The following is an 18,533-nucleotide window of genomic DNA, read 5'->3' as shown; positions in this document are numbered from 1 at the left end:
CGCCGAACAGCTATTGGCGGCCGTAGCTGTCATCGAAGCGAACAATATCGTCCTCGCCCAGATAGGCGCCAGACTGGACCTCGATGATTTCCAGCGGCACCTTGCCGGGATTGGCCAGGCGATGGGTCTGGCCCAAGGGGATGTAGGTGCTCTGGTTTTCGCTCAGCAACTGGACCTTGTCGCCATTGGTGACCTCGGCCGTGCCGGAGACGACGACCCAATGCTCGGCCCGGTGGTGGTGCATCTGCAGGCTCAGCGTGGCGCCGGGCTTGACCATGATGCGCTTGACCTGGAAGCGCGCGCCGGAGTCTATGCTGTCGTACCAGCCCCAGGGCCGGTGCACCTTGCGGTGCAGGCTTTGTTCCTCGCGCCCGGCGGCGTCCAGGCGGGCGACGATGTGTTTCACGTCCTGGCTGCGGGCGCGGTCGCTGACCAGCACGGCGTCGGCCGTCTCCACCACCACCACGTCTTGCAGCCCAACCACGCTGACCAGGCGGCTGCTGGCGTGGACCAGGGTGTTCTTGCTATCGCTGATCATCGCGTCGCCCACGCAGGCATTGCCCTCGGCGTCCTTGTCCGAGACCTGCCAGACGGCGTCCCAGGCGCCCAGATCGCTCCAGCCCGCATCCAGGGCCAGCATGCGCAGGGGGAACTCGCTGCCGGGGCAGCGCTCCATCACCGCGTAGTCCACCGATTCCGAAGGAATGGCGGCGAACTCGGCCTTGCCCGGGCGAATGAATTTGGCGTCGATCTTGCGGGCCTCGAAGGCGGCGCGCGTCGCCGCCAGGATGTCCGGCCGGAAGCGCTGCAAGGCCTCGATCCAGCGGCTGGCGCGCAGCACAAACATGCCGCTGTTCCAGCAGTAATTGCCGTCGGCCACATAACGTTCGGCGGTGGCGGCATCGGGCTTCTCGACGAATTGCTCGACCGCCAGGCTCGCGCCATCCAGATGGCTGCGGATATAGCCAAAGCCGGTTTCGGCCCGGTCGGGCTTGATGCCCAGGATGACGATGGTTCCGTCCGCCGCCAGGCGCACGGCCTGCTGCAGGCTGGTGGTGAAGGCCTCGGGTCGGGTGACGGTCTGGTCGGCCGGCGTCACCACCAGCACCGGATCCTGCCCGCCTTCAAGCGCCTGCAGGGCCGCCAGGGTCAGGGCCGGCGCGGTGTTGCGGCCCACCGGCTCCAGCAGCACGGCGCTGGGCTCCTGGCCGGACTCCTGCAATTGGTCCAGCACCAGGAAGCGGTGTTCTTCATTGCCGACGATCAAGGGCTTGGCCAGGGCAAGGTCGCCGGCGGCCAAGGCCGCCAAGCGTGTTGCGGCCTGCTGAAACAAGCTGGTATTGCCCGACAGGATCAGGAATTGCTTGGGGTAGCGGGCGCGCGAAAGCGGCCACAAGCGGGTGCCGCTGCCGCCCGCCATGATGACCGGTTGGACCAGGATGGATTCATTCAGCTGAGTCATTGTTATCTTGCTTAGGTCTGTTTAGGCCGAAATTTCTTGTTGCGCAAACCCCTTGGGATTCAGACTTTGCCAACGCCAGCTGTCTTCGCACATGCGGGCCAGATCGTGCTTGGCCTGCCAGCCCAGCTTGTCCTTGGCCAGTTGCGGATCGGCATAGCAGGCCGCCACATCGCCGGCCCGGCGGGCCACGATGTCGTAGGGCACGGCGCGTCCGCTGGCGGCCTCGTAGGCCTTGACCAGATCGAGCACGCTATAGCCCTGGCCGGTGCCCAGGTTGACGGTGATGGACTCGCTTCCCGCCAGCAGGAAGCGCAGCGCCGCCACATGGCCCTCGGCCAGATCCTGCACATGGATGTAGTCGCGCACGCCGGTGCCGTCATGCGTGGCGTAGTCATTGCCAAAGACCTGCAGGCGCGCGCGGCGGCCCACGGCGACCTGGGCCACAAAAGGCATCAGGTTGTTGGGGATGCCGCTGGGATCCTCGCCGATCAGGCCGCTCTCGTGCGCGCCCACCGGGTTGAAGTAGCGCAGGGCGGCGGTTTGCCAGGCCGGCTCTGCGGCACCCAGATCGCGCAGAATCGTCTCGCCCATCAGCTTGGTGGCGCCGTAGGGGTTGACGGCCGACAGCGCGGCCTGCTCGTCCAGGGGTAGCTTCTCGGGCACGCCGTAGACCGTGGCACTGGAGCTGAAGACGATACGGGTGCAGCCATGCTGGCGCATCACCTCGCAGGTATTGATCAGGCCGCCGATATTGTTGCGGTAGTAGTCCAGCGGCTTGGCGGTCGATTCGCCCACGGCCTTGAAGGCCGCGAAGTGCACGACGGCTGCCGGGCGATGGCGGGCAAACACGGCGCCCAGCGCGGCCGCGTCGCAGACGTCCACTTGCTCGAACACCGGCGTCCGGCCGCTCAGGCGCTCCAGGCGAGTCAGTACCTCGGCCGAGCTGTTGGAGAAATTGTCGATACCGACGACCGCATAGCCCGCGGCTTGCAAAGCCAGCCAGGTGTGGGAGCCGATATAGCCGGTGGCGCCGGTCAGCAGGATGGTGGGTTTTGTCACGGGATTTGTCCGCTCAGTTGACCAGGATCTGGCCGTAGCAACCGTAGTTATTGGCCGAGTAGGCGTAGGTGGCGACGCTGCTGTCGCGTGACTGGACGCCGACTTGGCAGCCCAGCGTGATGCCGCGCGAATAGGCCCAGCGCAGGCCCAGGTTGTAGGCCTTGTCCTTGTCGAAGTCCTTGAGGGAATTGGTCGCTAGCGACTTGGCCCGGTCGGTGTTGCTGAAGCTCATGCCGCCGGTGAGGGTGACTTTGGCGCTGAGTTCGTAGCTGGCGTTCACCTGCAGCGCATTGGTCAGGCGGTCCTGGTCGTAGCTGCTGGTGACGGGGCCGTTCTGGAATAGCGAGGATTCCAGGCCGGTGTCCCGGCTCACCGAGGTCGAGACATTCCAGCGCGCCGTGGGGCGCCAGTTCCAGGTCAGTTGGCCCGTCACGCCCGAGAAGTCGTTGTTGCCTCCGACGGTTTGCTTGGATTTGCCCGAACTCAGCCGCGCATACAAGGCGCTTTTGCCGCTGATCGTCCAATCGCTGGTCAGATTGATGTCATCGCGTTTATAGGCCGCGGGCTTGTAGTCGGTGACAGGGGTGCCAATGGCCTCGTAGCGCGGGTAATCGGTGTTGGATCGACTCAGGCCGAGCCCAAACCTCAAATCGGCACTGGGCTTGTAGAACAGGTCCACGGCATAGCGCTTTTGATCGTATTCAAAGCGGTTGAACTGGTCCAGCGTGAAGCGTCGTTGCACCAGGCCCACGCTGCCCTCCAGCGTTAGCTTGGTCACCAGGCCCAGGCGGACCGTGCTGTCCAGGCGGTTATTGGTCTCGATGTTCTTGGCGAAAATCGGCGTGGTGTTGTTGCGATCAATATTGTAGTTAGCCAAAGCGCGGTTGGCGCTGGCGCTGACGGTGCCCGAAAGCCGCCCGATCGTGGACCAGTCCAAACCTCCTTTGAGGTTGTAGCCCAGATTGTTCAGCGTGCTGCTTTTGCGGTAGCGGTTGGCCTGTACCGAGGCGTCGGCATACAGGCGCTGGCGGCCCAGGTGTTGGTCGATGCCGGCCAGCAGGGAGGCGGTGGCCACCTCGTCGCTATTGGCGTTGTTGTTCACCCGGTAGATATTGGACACATGGTTCAGGCCCAGCGAGGCGCCGTAGTAATACGGGCTTTGCTCGGCCCATGCCGTGCTGCTGCCGAGGCAGGCGGCACCCAGCAGGCCCAGGGCGCTGCTCAGTCGGCGGATTTTGTGGGTGTTTGTCGCAGACATGGCAGTCCTTTTCTTGTTGGTTTGTTCGGATTCAGTAGGCATTGCGGTCAAACACCATCAGGCGGGCGGTACGCACGATGATTTGCAGATCCAGGGCCAAAGACCAGTTGCGCAAATACTCCAGGTCCAGTTCGACCCGGGCCTTCATCTTGTCGATGGTGTCGGTTTCGCCGCGCAAGCCGTTAACCTGGGCCCAGCCGGTGATGCCGGGCTTGACCTTGTGGCGCACCATATAGGCCTTGATCAGCTTGCGGTACTCCTCGTTGTGCGCCACCGCGTGGGGGCGGGGGCCGACGATGCTCATGCGGCCTTGCAGCACATTGATGAATTGCGGCAATTCGTCCAGCGAGGTGCGGCGTATGAAGGCGCCGAAGGGGGTCACCCGCGGGTCTTCCTTGGTGGCTTGCCTGACCACGGCGCCGTTGTCCTGGGTGCGCATGGAGCGGAATTTGTAGACGATGATTTCTTCGCCGTCCAGGCCGTTGCGGCGCTGCTTGAAGATGATGGGGCCGGGCGAGCTGAGTTTCACGCCCAGGGCCACGGCCAGCAGCAGGGGCGAGATCAGCAGCAGGATCAGGCTGGCCAGCACCACATCGCTGATGCGCTTGACGAGTTCGTTCGTGCCCGTGAAGGGGGTTTCGCAAATGCCCACCACCGGCACACCATTCATATCCTGCAAGCGGCCCTGGATGATGCTGATGCCGAACACATCGGGCACGAAGAACAGCGAGGCGGTGGTGCCCTGGATCTGCTCCAGCAACTGCACGATGCGGGGTTGCGAGCCCAGGGGCAGGGTGATGTAGACCTCGCGCACATTGTTCTGGCGCACAAACTCACTCAATTCGCTGAGCGTGCCCTTCAGCATGCCGGCGGCGTCGGTGTGCAGGCGGTCGTCCTGGCGGTCATCGAAATAGCCCAGGAAGTCGACGCCTTTGTCCGGGCTGTCACGCAGGGCGCGGGCCACTTTGACGCCCAGGGGGCCGGCGCCGACGATGACCGCGCCGCGGCGGGTGCCGCGGTTGAGGTGGCGGCGGATATGTTTGCCGATCTCCAGCGCAAAGACCTGCAGCACGGGCGTGATCGCCGCCCACCACAGCAGCACATGGTCATCAAAATAACCCATGCTATTGGTGGCATAGCCGCACAGCGCCAGGATGGCCAGCAAGGCCAGCCAGGCCCCCAGCACATCGATGATGGCGCTGATCGTCTGGTCGGCAAAACGGTTGCGGCCAGGGAAGGTGAGGGCGAAGACCAGCAGGCAGAGGGTGAGGCTGGAGCGCAGAATGGGCTCGCCAAAATAGGCGTTAACGGCCAAGTAGCACAGCACGATGATGCCGGGCTCAAGAAAGGCTGCGACCAAGGATTCGACGGATTGCGGCGCGCTATAGAACGTTCTTTTGTAGCTTCTATCCTCGAACATTGATCCCTTGCTCCTTGGTGTCTTTGGCGGAATGCACGCCGGACACGGTTGTTTCGGTACTGCTTTGCCGAGCGATTGAGGGGAATCGCCCTTTGCTTTTTAGGTATTTTCCGCTGATTCTCGCTCAGAACCCGGGGGGCACTTGTGCGGCCCCGCCCCCTAATTCGGCGGGTGGGTGCGACTGCCTACAATCCAGCCATGATTTCAAACTGGTTTTCCCTTTTGACGCCTGCCCTGCAGGATCGCGCAATCCTATTGCTCAATCATGTCATTTCGCGTGAAAGCCACGCCATGGCACGTTTGGCACCGTTTGCGGGGCGCTCCCTGCTGGTGCATCTGCAGGGCTGGCCGGCGATCTTGCCGTCGTTGCCTGATCTGGTGCTGGCCATCACGCCGGCCGGTTTGTTTGAGCGCCTTGCCGAGGGCGGGGGCGAGGCCTTGCGCATCGAGTTGGACGCCTCCAACCCCGCCTTGCTGGCCTTGGGCGCCCTGAGCGGGACCAAGCCGCGGGTGACGGTGCAGGGCGATGCGGCCCTGGCCGGCGAGATCAACTGGCTGATGGAAAACCTGCGCTGGGACATCGAGGACGATCTTGCCGCCCTGCTGGGCCCGGCGCCTGCGCATCAGCTGGCGCGCTGGTCCAAGGCCGTTGCCGCAGCCCTGGCCGCGCTGGCGCGTGGGGCGGCCTCCTTGCAGCCGGGCGGACGCAGCGGCGCATGAGGTACTTTGCCCGTCTGCTGGTCATCGTCTGGACGATTTTCCGCTTTGGCCTCGATGAGCTGGCTCTGTCCGGCCTGCGCCGTCGAAGATTCAAGTTACTGAGACGCTTTGTCTCCTTCGGCCGCAGCTGGGAGCAGCCGCGCGGCGTGCGCCTGCGCCTGGCGCTAGAGCATCTGGGCCCCATCTTCGTCAAATTCGGCCAGGTGCTGTCCACTCGGCGCGACCTGGTGCCGGACGACATCATTGTGGAGCTGTCCAAGCTGCAGGACCGGGTGCCGCCCTTCCCGGCGGCCCAGTCGCGCGCCCTGGTGGAGAAGGCTTTTGGCCGGCCGGTGGCCGAGCTGTTCGGCAGCTTCGATGCCGAGCCGGTGGCCAGCGCCTCCATCGCCCAAGTGCATTTTGCGACCCTGAAGGATGGCCGCGAGGTGGCGGTCAAGGTCTTGCGCCCCGGCATGCTGGACACCATCGACGACGATATGGCCCTGCTGCGCACGGTGGCCGTGTGGGTGGAGCGACTCTCGGCCGACGGCCGGCGCCTGAAGCCGCGCGAGGTGGTGGCCGAGTTCAACAACTATCTGCACGATGAGCTGGACCTGGTGCGCGAGGCCGCCAATGCCGCCCAGCTGCGCCGCAATATGGCGGGCCTGGACCTGGTGCTGGTGCCCGAGATGATGTGGGATATGTGCAGCTCCGACGTTATCGTGATGGAGCGTATGCACGGCGTGCCCATCTCGCAGCTGCAAAAGCTCCAGGACGCGGGCGTCGACATCCCCAAGCTGGCGCGCGATGGCGTCACCATCTTCTTCACCCAGGTCTTCCGCGACGGCTTCTTCCACGCCGATATGCACCCGGGCAATATCCAGGTCAGTCTGAACCCCGCCACGTTTGGGCGTTATATCGCGCTGGACTTCGGCATCATCGGCACGCTGACCGAGGTGGACAAGGAGTATCTGGCGCAGAACTTCATCGCCTTCTTCCGCCGCGACTACAAGCGCGTGGCCGAGCTGCACATCGCCTCGGGCTGGGTGCCGGCGGGCACGCGGGTGGACGAGCTGGAGAGCGCCGTGCGCGCGGTCTGCGAGCCGCATTTCGACCGGCCGCTGAAGGATATTTCGCTCGGCCAGGTGCTGATGCGCTTGTTCCAGACCTCGCGCCGCTTCAATGTGGAAATCCAGCCCCAGCTGGTGCTTTTGCAAAAGACCTTGCTCAATATCGAGGGCCTGGGCCGCCAGCTGGACCCGGAGTTAGACCTCTGGGCCACGGCCAAGCCCTTTCTGGAGCGCTGGATGAACGAGCAGGTGGGTTGGCGCGCCCTGATCAACCAGGTCAAGAAGGAGGCGCCGCGCTATGCCCAGCTCTTCCCCGAGCTGCCGCGCCTCTTGCATGACGCGCTCAAACAGCAGGGTAGCCGGCAGGACAGCGCTGCCATGCTGGCGCTGATCCAGGAGCAGCGGCGCACCAATCGCCTGCTGCAGGCCCTGCTCTACGGTGCCGTCGGCTTCACCCTGGGTCTGCTGGGGGCGACGATCTTTCTGCGCACACAGGGCTTCTGATCGGGTTTGCGAGGCCGGCGGGGCGGGGCTTCTGTGGCGATAATGCGCGCGCTCCTTTTTTTGGCGCACGCGCCTGAACCTCCTTCCGTCTTGCTCCGCGGACCCTTGATGCCATGCTTTTGACCCTCGTCATCGTCTACCTCCTGGTCACCATCGCGATTGGGCTTTGGGCCGCCAAACGGGTCAAGAACACGGCGGATTTCGCCATCGCCGGCCGCAATCTGCCCCTGGTGATGATCATCACCACCACCTTCGCGACCTGGTTCGGTTCGGAGACGGTGCTGGGCATTCCGGCCAAATTTGTGCAAAGCGGCTTGAACGGCGTGGTCGAAGACCCCTTCGGCGCCGGCACCTGCCTGATCCTGGTGGGCATTTTCTTTGCCGCCAAGCTCTACCGCATGACCCTGCTGACCATCAGCGACTATTACCGCGAGCGCTATGGCCGTGCGGTCGAGGTGATCTGCAGCTTCATCATCATCCTGAGCTATCTGGGCTGGGTGTCGGCCCAGGTCACGGCCCTGGGCCTGGTCTTCAACCTGCTGTCGGGCGGCGCCATCAGCATCCCGGTGGGCATGGTCATAGGCACGGCCTCCATCCTGGCCTACACCTTGTTCGGTGGCATGTGGTCGGTGGCGGTGACGGACTTTATGCAGATGATCATCCTGGTCGTGGGCCTGACCTTGATCGCCGTGTTCGCGGCCAATCTGGCCGGCGGTGCCGACAAGGTCGTGAGCCTGGCCACCAGCAAGGACTTGTTCCGTTTCTTCCCCGAGCCCAAGTTCTACGACATCGTCTTCTTCATCGCGGCCGCCATCACGATGATGCTGGGCTCCATCCCGCAGCAGGACGTGTTCCAGCGCGTGATGTCGGCCAAGGACGAATACGCCGCCACCCGCGGCCCCGTCATCGGCGGCATCAGCTACATCCTGTTCGCCTTTGTGCCCATGTTCCTGGTCACCAGCGCCTTGATCATCATGCCGGAGCGGGCCACCCAGCTGATCGCCGAAGACCCGCAGAAAGTCATCCCCACCCTGGTGATGGAGCGCATGCCCTTCATCATGCAGGTGATCTTCTTCGGCGCCCTGCTGTCGGCCCTCAAGTCCACCGCTTCGGCCACGCTGCTGGCGCCCTCGGTTACTTTTGTGGAGAACATCTGGCGCCAGGTCTTCCCGCGCATCAGCGACAAGCAGGAGCTGCGCACCATGCGTGCCGCCGTGCTGATCTTCAGCGTCTGCGTCTGCACCTATGCCATCGCCCTGCAGGGCACGCCGATTTACGAGATGGTGTCGGCCGCCTACCAGGTGACCCTGGTCGGCGCCTTCGTGCCCCTGGTGTTCGGCCTGTACTGGAAGCGTGCCAGCACCCAGGGCGCCATCTTCGCCATCGTGCTGGGCATGCTGAGCTGGTTGATCTTCCTGAACACGCCGGCCGGTGAGGTCTTCCCGGCCCAGCTGGCCGGCTTTCTGGCCGCCATCGCGGGCATGTTGATCGGCTCGCTGGGCCCGCAGGCCATCCGCAATGTGCAGGCTTCCCACCACAAATTGGCCGGGATCGAGCAAAAGGCCTGAAGTCCTAACGGCAGGGCAGGGCGGCGGCAAATCCATGGAAGCCTTGCCCCCTATAATTTGCGGTTTTGAATCAACGGTTTAGCGAACCTCGACAAGCCATGCCTATCTACGCCTACCGCTGCGCCGAATGCGGTCACGCCAAAGACGTGCTTCAAAAGCTCTCCGATGCCCCGTTGACCACCTGCCCGGCCTGCCATGCCGAGGCCTTCAGCAAACAAATCACCGCCGCCGGCTTTCAGCTCAAGGGCTCGGGTTGGTACGCCACCGATTTCAAAGGTGGCGGCAGTGCCCTTGCGCCGGCCGCAGCCGAGGCCGCCCCTGCTGCGGCGCCGGCGCCGGCCTGTGGAACCAGTTGCTCCGGCAGCAACTGCCACTGAGTCGGCCCGGCGTGAAAAAGTACATCATCACCGGCCTGCTGGTCTGGCTGCCCCTGGCCATCACCATCTGGGTGCTGCACTCGGTGCTGGGCGTGATCGACGGCGTTTTCGCCTCCATGCTCAATGCCTCGCAGGCGGTGCTGCCGGCCTCGGCGGCCGAGAGCATCGATCGCCTGCGCCATGTGCCGGGCCTGGGTGTGCTGATCCTGCTCAGCGGCATGCTGCTGACCGGCATGTTCGTGGCCAATATCTTTGGCCAGTGGTGGTTGATGCAGTGGGACCGCCTGCTGTCCAATATCCCCATCGTCAAAAGCATTTACAGCTCGGTCAAACAGGTGTCCGACACCTTGTTCTCCAGCAGCGGCAATGCCTTCCGCGAAGCGGTGCTGGTGCAGTACCCGCACTCAGGCTCCTGGACCATTGCCTTCGTCACCGGCAAGCCCTCGGGCGAGGTGGCCGAGGCCCTGGGTGGTGAGCATGTCAGCCTCTACGTGCCGACCACGCCCAACCCCACCTCGGGTTTCTTTTTGATGATGCCGCGCAGCAGCGTACGGCCGCTGAAGATGAGCGTGGACGCGGCGCTCAAGCACATCATCTCGATGGGGGTGGTGGCGCCCGAAGAGGCGCACACAGCGCCCGCCCAGCCGCGAAATCAGCCGGGTTGAGTGCCCGGCAGGTGCTCAACCCTGAGAGCTTTGAATGCAGCTCCTCAGCGCCAATCTCAAATACACGGTCTGCCCGCTCCTGCAGGGCAGCCCCTCAACGAATCTCTGGAGTGACTGAAAAATGAGAACTTGCTACGCCGGCCAAGTCAGCGAGAAGCTGCTGGATCAAACCGTGACCCTGATGGGCTGGGCCCACCGCCGCCGTGACCATGGCGGCGTCATCTTCATCGATCTGCGCGACCGCGAAGGCCTGGTGCAAATCGTCTGCGACCCGGATCGCCCCACGATGTTCAAGGTGGCCGAAGAGGTGCGCAACGAGTTCTGCGTCAAGGTCATCGGCAAGGTACGTGCCCGCCCCGCCGGCACCGAGAACGCCAACCTCACCAGCGGCAAGATCGAGGTGCTGTGCCATGAGCTGGAAGTGCTGAACGCCAGCGTCACGCCGCCCTTCCAGATGGACGACGAGAACCTGTCGGAAACCACCCGCCTGACGCACCGCGTGCTGGATCTGCGCCGCCCCTATATGCAGAACAACCTGATGCTGCGCTACCGCGTGGCGATGGAAGTGCGCAAATTCCTGGACGAGCAGGGCTTCGTGGACATCGAAACCCCCATGCTGACCAAGAGCACGCCGGAAGGCGCGCGCGACTATCTGGTGCCTTCGCGGGTGCACGACGGCATGTTCTTCGCGCTGCCGCAATCGCCCCAGCTGTTCAAGCAGCTGCTGATGGTGGCCGGCTTTGATCGCTACTACCAGATCACCAAATGCTTCCGTGACGAGGACCTGCGCGCCGATCGCCAGCCCGAATTCACCCAGATCGATATCGAGACCTCCTTCCTGGGCGAGGAAGAAATCCGCGCCATGTTCGAGGGCATGATCCGTCACGTCTTCCGCAAGGCCTTGAACGTCGAGCTGGGCGACTACCCGGTGATGAAGTATGCCGACGCCATGCATCTCTACGGCTCGGACAAGCCCGATCTGCGCGTCAAGCTGCAGTTCACCGAGCTGACCGATGTGATGGGCGATGTGGACTTCAAGGTCTTCAGCACCCCCGCCACCACCAAGGGCGGCCGCGTGGTCGCCTTGCGCGTGCCCGGCGGCGCCAGCATCAGCCGTGGCGAGATCGACAGCTACACCGAGTTCGTCAAGATCTACGGCGCCAAGGGCCTGGCCTGGATCAAGGTCAATGAAGTGGCCAAGGGCCGCGAAGGCCTGCAAAGCCCCATCGTCAAGAACCTGCACGACAAGGCCGTGGCCGACATCCTGGCCCGCACCGGCGCCCAGGACGGCGACCTGATCTTCTTCGGCGCCGACCGTGCCAAGGTCGTCAACGACGCCATCGGCGCCCTGCGCCTGAAGGTGGGCCATAGCGAGTTCGGCAAGGCTAACGGCCTGTTCAATGATGTCTGGGCCCCGCTGTGGGTGGTGGATTTCCCCATGTTCGAGCAGGACGAAGAGGGCGGCCGCTGGAACGCCGTGCACCACCCCTTCACGGCACCCAAGGACGGCCATGAGGACCTGATGGTCACCGACCCCGGCGCCTGCATCGCCAAGGCCTATGACATGGTCTTGAACGGCTGGGAACTGGGCGGTGGTTCGGTGCGTATCCACAAGGCCGAGGTGCAGAGCAAGGTCTTCAGCGCCCTGAACATCAGCGCCGAAGACGCGCAGGAAAAGTTCGGCTTCCTGCTCGAAGCCCTGCAGTACGGCGCGCCCCCGCACGGTGGCCTGGCCTTCGGCCTGGACCGCATCGTCACCATGATGACCAAGGCCGAGTCCATCCGCGACGTGATCGCCTTCCCCAAGACCCAGCGCGCCCAGTGCCTGCTGACCGGCGCTCCCAGCAATGTGGACGACAAGCAATTGCGCGAGCTGCACATCCGCCTGCGCAATGCGGTGGCGCCGAGCGCGGCCTGAACCCGCTTCCGAGCTTGCCAGAAGGGCGCCGCAAGGCGCCTTTTTTATGGGCTGCGCGCAAGCGCTTCGCTCTGCTCCTGGGGTGCTTCCAGCGGCAACTCCAGCCGCACCCGGGTGCCCTGGCCCAGTTCGCTGCTGATCTCGATGCGCCCTCCCAGCGGGCCCGTCACCAGGTTGTAGGCGATGTGCAGGCCCAGGCCCGAACCGCCCTGGCCCAGCTTGGTGGTGAAGAAGGGGTCAAACACCCGGGCCAGATGCTCGGGCGGCATGCCGCAGCCATCGTCCTGCAAGTCCAGCCTCACCCAGGCCTCGGGCAGGGTCTGGGCGCGGATGCTGATCACCCCGCCCTGGCCCGGCGCGTAGGCATGCAGCACGGCGTTGTTGATGATGTTCATCAGCACCTGGATCAGCGGGCCGGGGTAGCTCTGCAGCGCAATGCCTTCGGGCACTTCTTCATGCAGGCGCACGCCGCTGCGGCGCAGGCTGGGGCCTAAGCTCAGCGCCGTCTCGTGCAGCACCGCGCGCAGATCGAAGCCGCGCCGCTGGTGGCTGGACTGATTGACCGCCACCTGCTTGAAGCTGCCGATCAGCTCATTGGCTCGGCCCAGGCTGGCGTCCAGCATGCTGCTGGCCTCGCGCAAGGTGGCCAGAAAGTCGTTCAGCGTGCTGCGCCGCAGGCCCGTCTGCAGGCCGGTTTCGAACTGCTGTTGCTTGTCGCTCAAGGTGCTGGCCATCAGCAGCGCATTGCCGATCGGCGTGTTCAGCTCATGGGCCACACCGGCCACCAGGCGGCCCAGCGAGGCGAGTTTTTCCGCCCGCACCAGCTCGCCCTGGGTGTGTTGCAGATGGTGCAGGGCCTGGTCCAGCTCCTCGTTGCGTCGGGCCAGTTCCTGGGTGCGGGCGGCCACCCGCAGCTCCAGCTGGGCGTTCAGCTCGCCCAGCTGGGCCTCCACCTGCTTGCGGTGGCTGATGTCCACATCCATGCAGACAAAGCCCATGCGGCCCTCGGGCAGGGGCATGGGGAACAGGGTCGCCATCACCCATAAGGAGCTGCCGTCGCGGTGGCGCAGCTCCAGCTCCAGCGGGCCGACGGCCTGGCCGCTCGCGCGTATCCGGGCCAGATGGCCCAGAAAATCCTCAGCCTCCCGAGCATTCAGCAAGCCCACTTCCTCCAGGCTGCGGCCCAGCATTTCCTCGCTGCTGAAGCCGAACAGGGTGTGCGAGGCGGGATTCCAGTACAGCGCCCGGCCCTGCTCGTCATACCACTGCACCGAGACGGCCGGGGTGTTCTCCAGATTGGCCAGCAGCTGCTGGCGGCTCAGGCGCACGGCGGCGGCGGCCCGCTCGTTCTCGCTCACGTCGAAGAAGCTCAGCAGCAGGCTGTCGCCCACCCAGACGCCCCCGACGATGGCGGTGAGCGGTCGGCCGTCCTTGGCCAGCGGCAGCATCTTGAGCGTGACGATCTTGCCGTCGCTCAGGCGGGCGGCCGCGATGCGTTCCTGCCAGAGCTGGCGGGCCGCGCGGCGCGCCTCGGGGTCGGGGTAGGCCTGCCGCCACCAGTCGCTGGCCGCGGGGATGTCGTCCAGGGTGTAGCCCAGCAGCTCCACCCATTGCTGGTTGAGGGCCAGGATGCGCCCATCCTCGGCGGCATGCATCAAGGCCACCGGCGCGTTCTCAAAGAGCTGGCGGAAGCGCTGCTCGCTGTCGCGCAGCGCGCGTTCGGCGAGGCGGCTTTCGGTGACGTCCAGATAACTGGTCAGTATGATGCGCTCGCCCTGTACATCGAGATGGCGGCCCGAGACCTCGCAGATTCTCACCGAGCCATCGGCATGGCGCAGCAAGGCCTCCCGGCCCACCACCGCCTGTTCGCGCACCAGGTCGGCGATCAAGAGGCTGCGGGCTTGCGGGTCTTCCCAGAAATCGAACAGCAGGCCGCCGCGGCCATCGCAGCTGCCCGGGGCATAGCCGAAGCTGTCGTACCAGGCCTTGTTCCAGTAGGTCACGTTGAGCTGATTGCTCAGCGGTGAGCGCGCCATCGGCAAGGGGGCCGAATCAAACAAGGCGGTGAAGCTCTGCTCGCTTTGCTGCAGCTGGCGCTCAACCTGCTTGAGCGCGGTGATGTCGGTGGCCACCGAGAGCGCCAGCCGCTCTTCCTCCAGCTCGATCAGGCGCGAGGAAAACAGCAGCCAGCGCGTTTCGCCCTGGGCGTTCTGGATCTGGCAGCTATGCCCGTCGACGCGGCCGGTCCGCAGCAGCAAATCGTACTGGGTCTGCAGGTCGGGCTGGGAGCCGGCCAGGTGGAAGTCCAGCGGGCCTTGCCGGCGGGCCTGCAGCCGATCCACGCCCACCAGGTGTTCGAAGGCGGGGTTGATGTCCAGATAGTGCCCGTCCGCGATCCGGACCAGGCTGACCGGATGAGGGAAGAGCTCGAACATCAGGCGAAAACGCGCCTCGGTCTCCGCCAGCGACTGCGCCATATGGTTGAAGGAGCGCGCCAGCTCGCTGATCTCGTCATTGCCCACCACCGGCGCGCGCGCCTCTTTCTGCCCGGCTTGCAGGGCCGCATGGGCCTGGCGCAGCTGGTGCAGCGGCCGCAGCACCACGCGGCGCGTCACGGCCGCGCCGGCCAGGGCCAGCAGGGTGCAGGCCAGCAGGGCCAGCAGGCCCAGGCGCTGCTGCTCCAGGGCGCGGGCAAACAGGCTGCGCTCGGGCAGGGCGTAAATCACCCGCCACTCCAGCTCGGGCACGCGCAGCTGCAAGGCCCGCCAGGCTACATCGTCAATCACGATGCGTGCCATCTTGGGCATCGCCAGCTCGGCCGGGCCCAGGGCCTGGATCAAGGCCGAGGCCTGCGGTGCGTTGGCGGGGCCGGGGGTTTGCAAGGCCTCTGCTGTTTTGTCGGTCTCACCCAGGCCGCCGGCCAGCAGGCGGCCGGCCTGGTCCAGCACCATCAGGTGGGCGTCGCGCTGGGTGGTATTGCCGATGGCAAAGGAGAGCAAGGGCAGCAGCTTCACGCTGCCGGCCAGGCTGCCCACTTGGGCGCCCTGGCCGGCGTAGACCGGGTTCATCACCAGCATCACCAGTTCGCCCGTGTCCTCGCTGAACACCGGGCTTGAGTAACTGGGCCCTTGCTGCTTGAGCAGGGGCTGGAGCTGGCCCTGCAGGGCGGGGGCGGGCAGCTTGGCGCCGTCCGCTATGCGCGCTTGCGTGTCGAAGAAAAAGAAGTTCTCAAAGCGTTCGGTGCTGCCGCGCCAGCGCTGCATGGCATCAAGGCGCGGCTGCGCCTGGGGGCCGGCCAGGCTTTCGCTGCGCGACAGGATGCGCAGGGTGTCCAGCGCATCCTCCAGCCCCAGGCTGAGGCGTGCCACGCTTTGCTTGAGGGTGGCGCGGGCCCGCTCTTCCACCTCCTCGCTGAGCGAGTTCTGCAGCAAATGAATGGCCAGATAGAGGGTGGAAGCCGCCGTCACCAGAATCGGCAGGATGATGCTGACGACGATACGGGGCAGCAGTTTCATGTACTCTTGGGGGCCTTGGCTTGGCGCTCAGGATACCGCGTAAGTCCGCCGCTAGGGAGGGGGCTTGTTGCGGATGGGCCGCGAGGTGAATTGCGCCATCCGCAGCCGCAGCGGGCCCGGCGGGTGCCGAGGCCGGCAAGTGGCGCTATGCTTTGCGCATGAGTGCCAGAACCGATCAAGATGCCCCGCCGGCCAGCTACAAAATCCCCGAATCCGTGCTGGTGCTCATCCATACGCCGGCGTTGCAGGTCCTGATGCTGGAGCGGGCCGACCGGCCGGGTTTCTGGCAGAGCGTGACCGGCTCCAAGGACAGCCCGGACGAGGCCCTGCCCTGGACCGCCGAGCGCGAAGTGCAGGAGGAAACCGGCATTGCCCTGGCCAGCCTGCCGGGCGCGGCCTTGCGCGACTGGGGCTTGGCCAACCATTATGAAATCTACCCCGTCTGGCGGCATCGTTATGCCCCCGGCGTGACGCACAACACCGAGCATGTGTTCGGCCTCACCGTGCCGGCCGGCACGCCGGTGCGCCTGGCGCCGCGCGAACATCTGCAATACCGCTGGCTGCCCTGGCGCGAGGCGGCGGACCTGTGCTTCTCGCCCTCCAATGCCGAGGCCATCCTGCAGCTGCCGCGCTTTGTGCCGGCACTCTCCTGAACCCATTTGATTCCGCTATGAGCAGCAGTCCCGCCCTGAGTGCCGCGCTGAGCAATAGTGCCAGCCCCGCAGGTCCTGAACCCACGCCGCATCTGCGGGTGGCCACCTACAACATCCACAAGGGGGTGCGCGGCCTGGGGCCGCAAAAGCGCCTGGAGATCCACAACCTCAGCCAGGGCGTGGATGCGCTGAAGGCCGATCTGGTGTTCTTGCAAGAGGTCAGGCAGTTCCACCATCGCGAAGCCCAGCAGTTCCAGCGCACCTGGTTTGGCTGGCCCGAGCAAGGCCAGGCCGAGTTCCTGGCACCCGATGGCTACGAGGTGGCCTATCGAACCAATGCCGTCACCAAGCATGGTGAGCATGGCAATGCCTTGCTCTCGCGCTGGCCGCTGGGTGATGTGGGGCATCACGATGTGTCCGACCACCGCTTCGAGCAGCGCGGCCTCTTGCATGTGCCCGTGCTGTGGCAGGGCCGCGAGTTGCACACCGTGGTGGCCCATCTGGGTCTGATGCACAGCGGCCGCCTGCGCCAGGTGCAGCGCCTGGTCGAGTATGTACACAAGCATGTGCCGCCTGAGGCCTTGCTGGTGGTGGCGGGCGACTTCAATGACTGGGGCGAGCGCCTGGATGCGCCCATGCGCGCCCATGGCCTGGCCCGCGCCTGCCTGCCGGACGGGCGCTCGCGCCTGGCCACCTTTCCCTCGCGCATGCCGTTTTTTTCGCTGGACCGGATCTATATCCGCGGCCTGCGCTGCGTGAATCTGCAGGTGCCCAAGGGCCCGGCCTGGGCCCGCATGTCCGACCACCTGCCCCTGCTGGCCGAGCTGGCGCTGGAGTCGCCGTGAGCCAGGCGCAAGCGGCTGCCGAGCTGTCCGAGGCCGAGGCCTTGGCGAGCTGGCATGCGCCGCATGGCGCCAGCTACCAGGGCGGCAACGAGGTCCGCCTGCTGCGCGGCGGCGATGAGCTGTTCCCGCTGCAGAACGAGGCCATCCGGCATGCCTTGCACGAGGTCTGGCTGGCCACCTATATCTTCAACGACGATGTGGCCGGCCGCGAGCTGGCCCAGGCCTTGCTGGCCGCGGCCGCGCGCGGTGTGCGGGTGCGGGTGGTGGTGGACGGCTTCGGTTCCAAGGCCAGTCTGCCCTGGCTGCGCCAGGCTTTTGCCGGCTCGCAGGTGGCCCTGGCGGTGTTCCGCCCCATCGATCGCTGGTGGCGCTGGCTGCAGCCCGGCCAGCTGCGACGCCTGCACCAAAAGCTCTGCGTCATCGACGGCCTGCAAGGCTTTGTGGGCGGCATCAATATCGTCGACGACCGCATCGACATCAACAAGGGCCCGACCGATCAGCCGCGCCTGGACTTTGCCGTCGGTCTGCGCGGCCCCATCGTGCAGGGCGTGGCCCAGGCCGCCCGGGCGGTCTGGACGCGGGCCTGGCTGGGCCGCGATTTTGGCGAGGAATTGCGCGCCCTGGTACGCAGCCCGGAGCCGGTGGCGCGGCTGCGCCGCCTGGCCCAGCGCCTGCGCATGCCGCGCGGCGCCAGCCTTTGGCGGCGCTCGGCCGAGCCCGAGTCGCCGCAGCCGCCGGTCTGCGCCGCCTTTGTGCTGCGTGACAATCTGCGCCAGCGCCGCACCATCGAGCGGGCCTATATCGAGGCCATACGCGGGGCCCGGCAGCAGGTCGATCTGGTCACGCCTTATTTCTACCCCGGCCAGGCCTTTCGCCGCGCCCTGCGCGACGCCGCCCGGCGCGGCGTGACGGTGCGCCTGCTGCTGCAGGGCAAGCTGGACTACCGCATCGCCGGCCTGGCCGCGCAAGCCCTGTATGCCGAGCTGCTGGGCCATGGGGTGCAGATCTTCGAATACACCCCCGCCTATCTGCACGCCAAGGTCGGCGTGGTGGACCAGGCCTGGGCCACGGTGGGCAGCTCCAATATCGACCCACTCTCCCTGCTGCTCAATCTGGAGGCCAATGTGATCGTGCGTGACGCCCCGTTCGCGCAGACCGTGGCCACGCAGTTCGCCGCCGCCCTGGCCGTGTCGCGCCAGGTGGAGCTGAAGACGCTGGGCGGCAGCGGCCTGGCCGGCATGCTGCGCCGGGCGCTGGTGGCCTGGGGGGCTTATGTTTATCTGCGCGTGGCCGGCGCAACAGGCCGTTACTGACTCAGTCCGACACCCGATCCCGCCCGCTGCGCTTGGCGCGGTAGAGCGCGCCGTCGGCCGCTTCCAGGGCTTCGGCGATGAAGTGCTCGGGGCTGGTGCCGGCCTCGAAGCGGTCGGGCCGCACGCAGGCCACACCGGCGCTGATGCTGACTCGCTGCAGCGGTGAGCCCAGATGCGGGATGGCCAGATCGGCCACGCATTGGCGCA

General features: G+C 65.7%; 15 protein-coding genes. 9 read left to right on the top strand and 6 right to left on the bottom strand.

The features are described from left to right. Window positions 1–10 precede the first annotated feature (10 nt). The 4 genes from HNP55_RS03960 to HNP55_RS03945 are packed head-to-tail and all read right to left on the bottom strand — an operon-like array spanning window position 11 to window position 5,199. Complete coding sequence (locus HNP55_RS03960) at window positions 11–1,462, bottom strand: mannose-1-phosphate guanylyltransferase/mannose-6-phosphate isomerase (protein ID WP_246448124.1); 1,452 nt, start codon at window positions 1,460–1,462, stop codon at window positions 11–13. 21 nt (window positions 1,463–1,483) lie between these two features. Beyond that, the gene (galE, locus tag HNP55_RS03955) at window positions 1,484–2,521 is read right to left on the bottom strand and encodes a UDP-glucose 4-epimerase GalE (protein ID WP_184296344.1); all 1,038 of its coding nucleotides are present in this window, start codon (window positions 2,519–2,521) and stop codon (window positions 1,484–1,486) included. A gap of 13 nt (window positions 2,522–2,534) precedes the next feature. Beyond that, window positions 2,535–3,779, bottom strand: a complete 1,245-nt coding sequence (locus tag HNP55_RS03950) for an outer membrane beta-barrel protein (RefSeq protein WP_184296343.1) — start codon at window positions 3,777–3,779, stop codon at window positions 2,535–2,537. A gap of 31 nt (window positions 3,780–3,810) precedes the next feature. After that, window positions 3,811–5,199 (bottom strand): undecaprenyl-phosphate glucose phosphotransferase, encoded by a 1,389-nt coding sequence (locus tag HNP55_RS03945; RefSeq protein WP_184296341.1) that lies wholly within the window; start codon window positions 5,197–5,199, stop codon window positions 3,811–3,813. 291 nt (window positions 5,200–5,490) lie between these two features. On the opposite strand from HNP55_RS03945, the gene HNP55_RS03940 reads away from it, so the two are divergent. The 6 genes from HNP55_RS03940 to aspS all read left to right on the top strand — a co-directional run bounded on the left by HNP55_RS03940 (window position 5,491) and on the right by aspS (window position 12,000). Beyond that, window positions 5,491–5,919, top strand: a complete 429-nt coding sequence (locus tag HNP55_RS03940) for a hypothetical protein (protein WP_184296339.1) — start codon at window positions 5,491–5,493, stop codon at window positions 5,917–5,919. Beyond that, window positions 5,916–7,472 (top strand): ubiquinone biosynthesis regulatory protein kinase UbiB, encoded by a 1,557-nt coding sequence (gene ubiB / locus HNP55_RS03935; protein WP_184296337.1) that lies wholly within the window; start codon window positions 5,916–5,918, stop codon window positions 7,470–7,472. Before HNP55_RS03940 ends, ubiB begins: the two co-directional genes overlap by 4 nt. Before the next feature lie 113 nt (window positions 7,473–7,585). After that, window positions 7,586–9,040 (top strand): sodium:solute symporter family protein, encoded by a 1,455-nt coding sequence (locus HNP55_RS03930; RefSeq protein ID WP_184296335.1) that lies wholly within the window; start codon window positions 7,586–7,588, stop codon window positions 9,038–9,040. Window positions 9,041–9,138: 98 nt separating this feature from the next. Further along, window positions 9,139–9,417 carry an FmdB family zinc ribbon protein gene (locus HNP55_RS03925; RefSeq protein WP_184296333.1) on the top strand — a complete coding sequence of 93 codons (279 nt, stop codon included), beginning with the start codon at window positions 9,139–9,141 and terminating at the stop codon, window positions 9,415–9,417. A gap of 11 nt (window positions 9,418–9,428) precedes the next feature. Then, complete coding sequence (locus HNP55_RS03920) at window positions 9,429–10,082, top strand: DUF502 domain-containing protein (RefSeq protein ID WP_184296331.1); 654 nt, start codon at window positions 9,429–9,431, stop codon at window positions 10,080–10,082. 121 nt (window positions 10,083–10,203) lie between these two features. Further along, window positions 10,204–12,000, top strand: a complete 1,797-nt coding sequence (aspS, locus tag HNP55_RS03915; protein WP_184296329.1) for an aspartate--tRNA ligase — start codon at window positions 10,204–10,206, stop codon at window positions 11,998–12,000. Window positions 12,001–12,044: 44 nt separating this feature from the next. Here aspS and HNP55_RS03910 read toward each other — a convergent pair whose 3' ends face one another. Beyond that, window positions 12,045–15,515, bottom strand: a complete 3,471-nt coding sequence (locus HNP55_RS03910) for a PAS domain S-box protein (RefSeq protein WP_184296327.1) — start codon at window positions 15,513–15,515, stop codon at window positions 12,045–12,047. 158 nt (window positions 15,516–15,673) lie between these two features. Between HNP55_RS03910 and nudB the strand changes: the two genes are divergently transcribed. From nudB to clsB, 3 genes are read left to right on the top strand one after another with little or no spacing between them, the layout of a single operon-like run. Then, the gene (gene nudB, locus HNP55_RS03905) at window positions 15,674–16,168 is read left to right on the top strand and encodes a dihydroneopterin triphosphate diphosphatase (protein WP_184296325.1); all 495 of its coding nucleotides are present in this window, start codon (window positions 15,674–15,676) and stop codon (window positions 16,166–16,168) included. Window positions 16,169–16,185: 17 nt separating this feature from the next. After that, window positions 16,186–17,013, top strand: a complete 828-nt coding sequence (locus tag HNP55_RS03900; protein ID WP_184296323.1) for an endonuclease/exonuclease/phosphatase family protein — start codon at window positions 16,186–16,188, stop codon at window positions 17,011–17,013. Next, entirely contained in the window at window positions 17,010–18,326 is a 1,317-nt protein-coding gene (gene clsB / locus HNP55_RS03895; protein WP_348648652.1) for a cardiolipin synthase ClsB, read from the top strand. Before HNP55_RS03900 ends, clsB begins: the two co-directional genes overlap by 4 nt. 1 nt (window position 18,327) lies before the next feature. Here clsB and HNP55_RS24820 read toward each other — a convergent pair whose 3' ends face one another. After that, window positions 18,328–18,522 (bottom strand): hypothetical protein, encoded by a 195-nt coding sequence (locus HNP55_RS24820; protein ID WP_409993728.1) that lies wholly within the window; start codon window positions 18,520–18,522, stop codon window positions 18,328–18,330. Window positions 18,523–18,533: the final 11 nt, after the last annotated feature.

Source organism: Roseateles oligotrophus, from assembly GCF_014204525.1.
GTDB lineage: Bacteria > Pseudomonadota > Gammaproteobacteria > Burkholderiales > Burkholderiaceae_C > Paucibacter_A > Paucibacter_A oligotrophus_A.
This window is presented reverse-complemented; position numbering and strand designations above follow the sequence as displayed.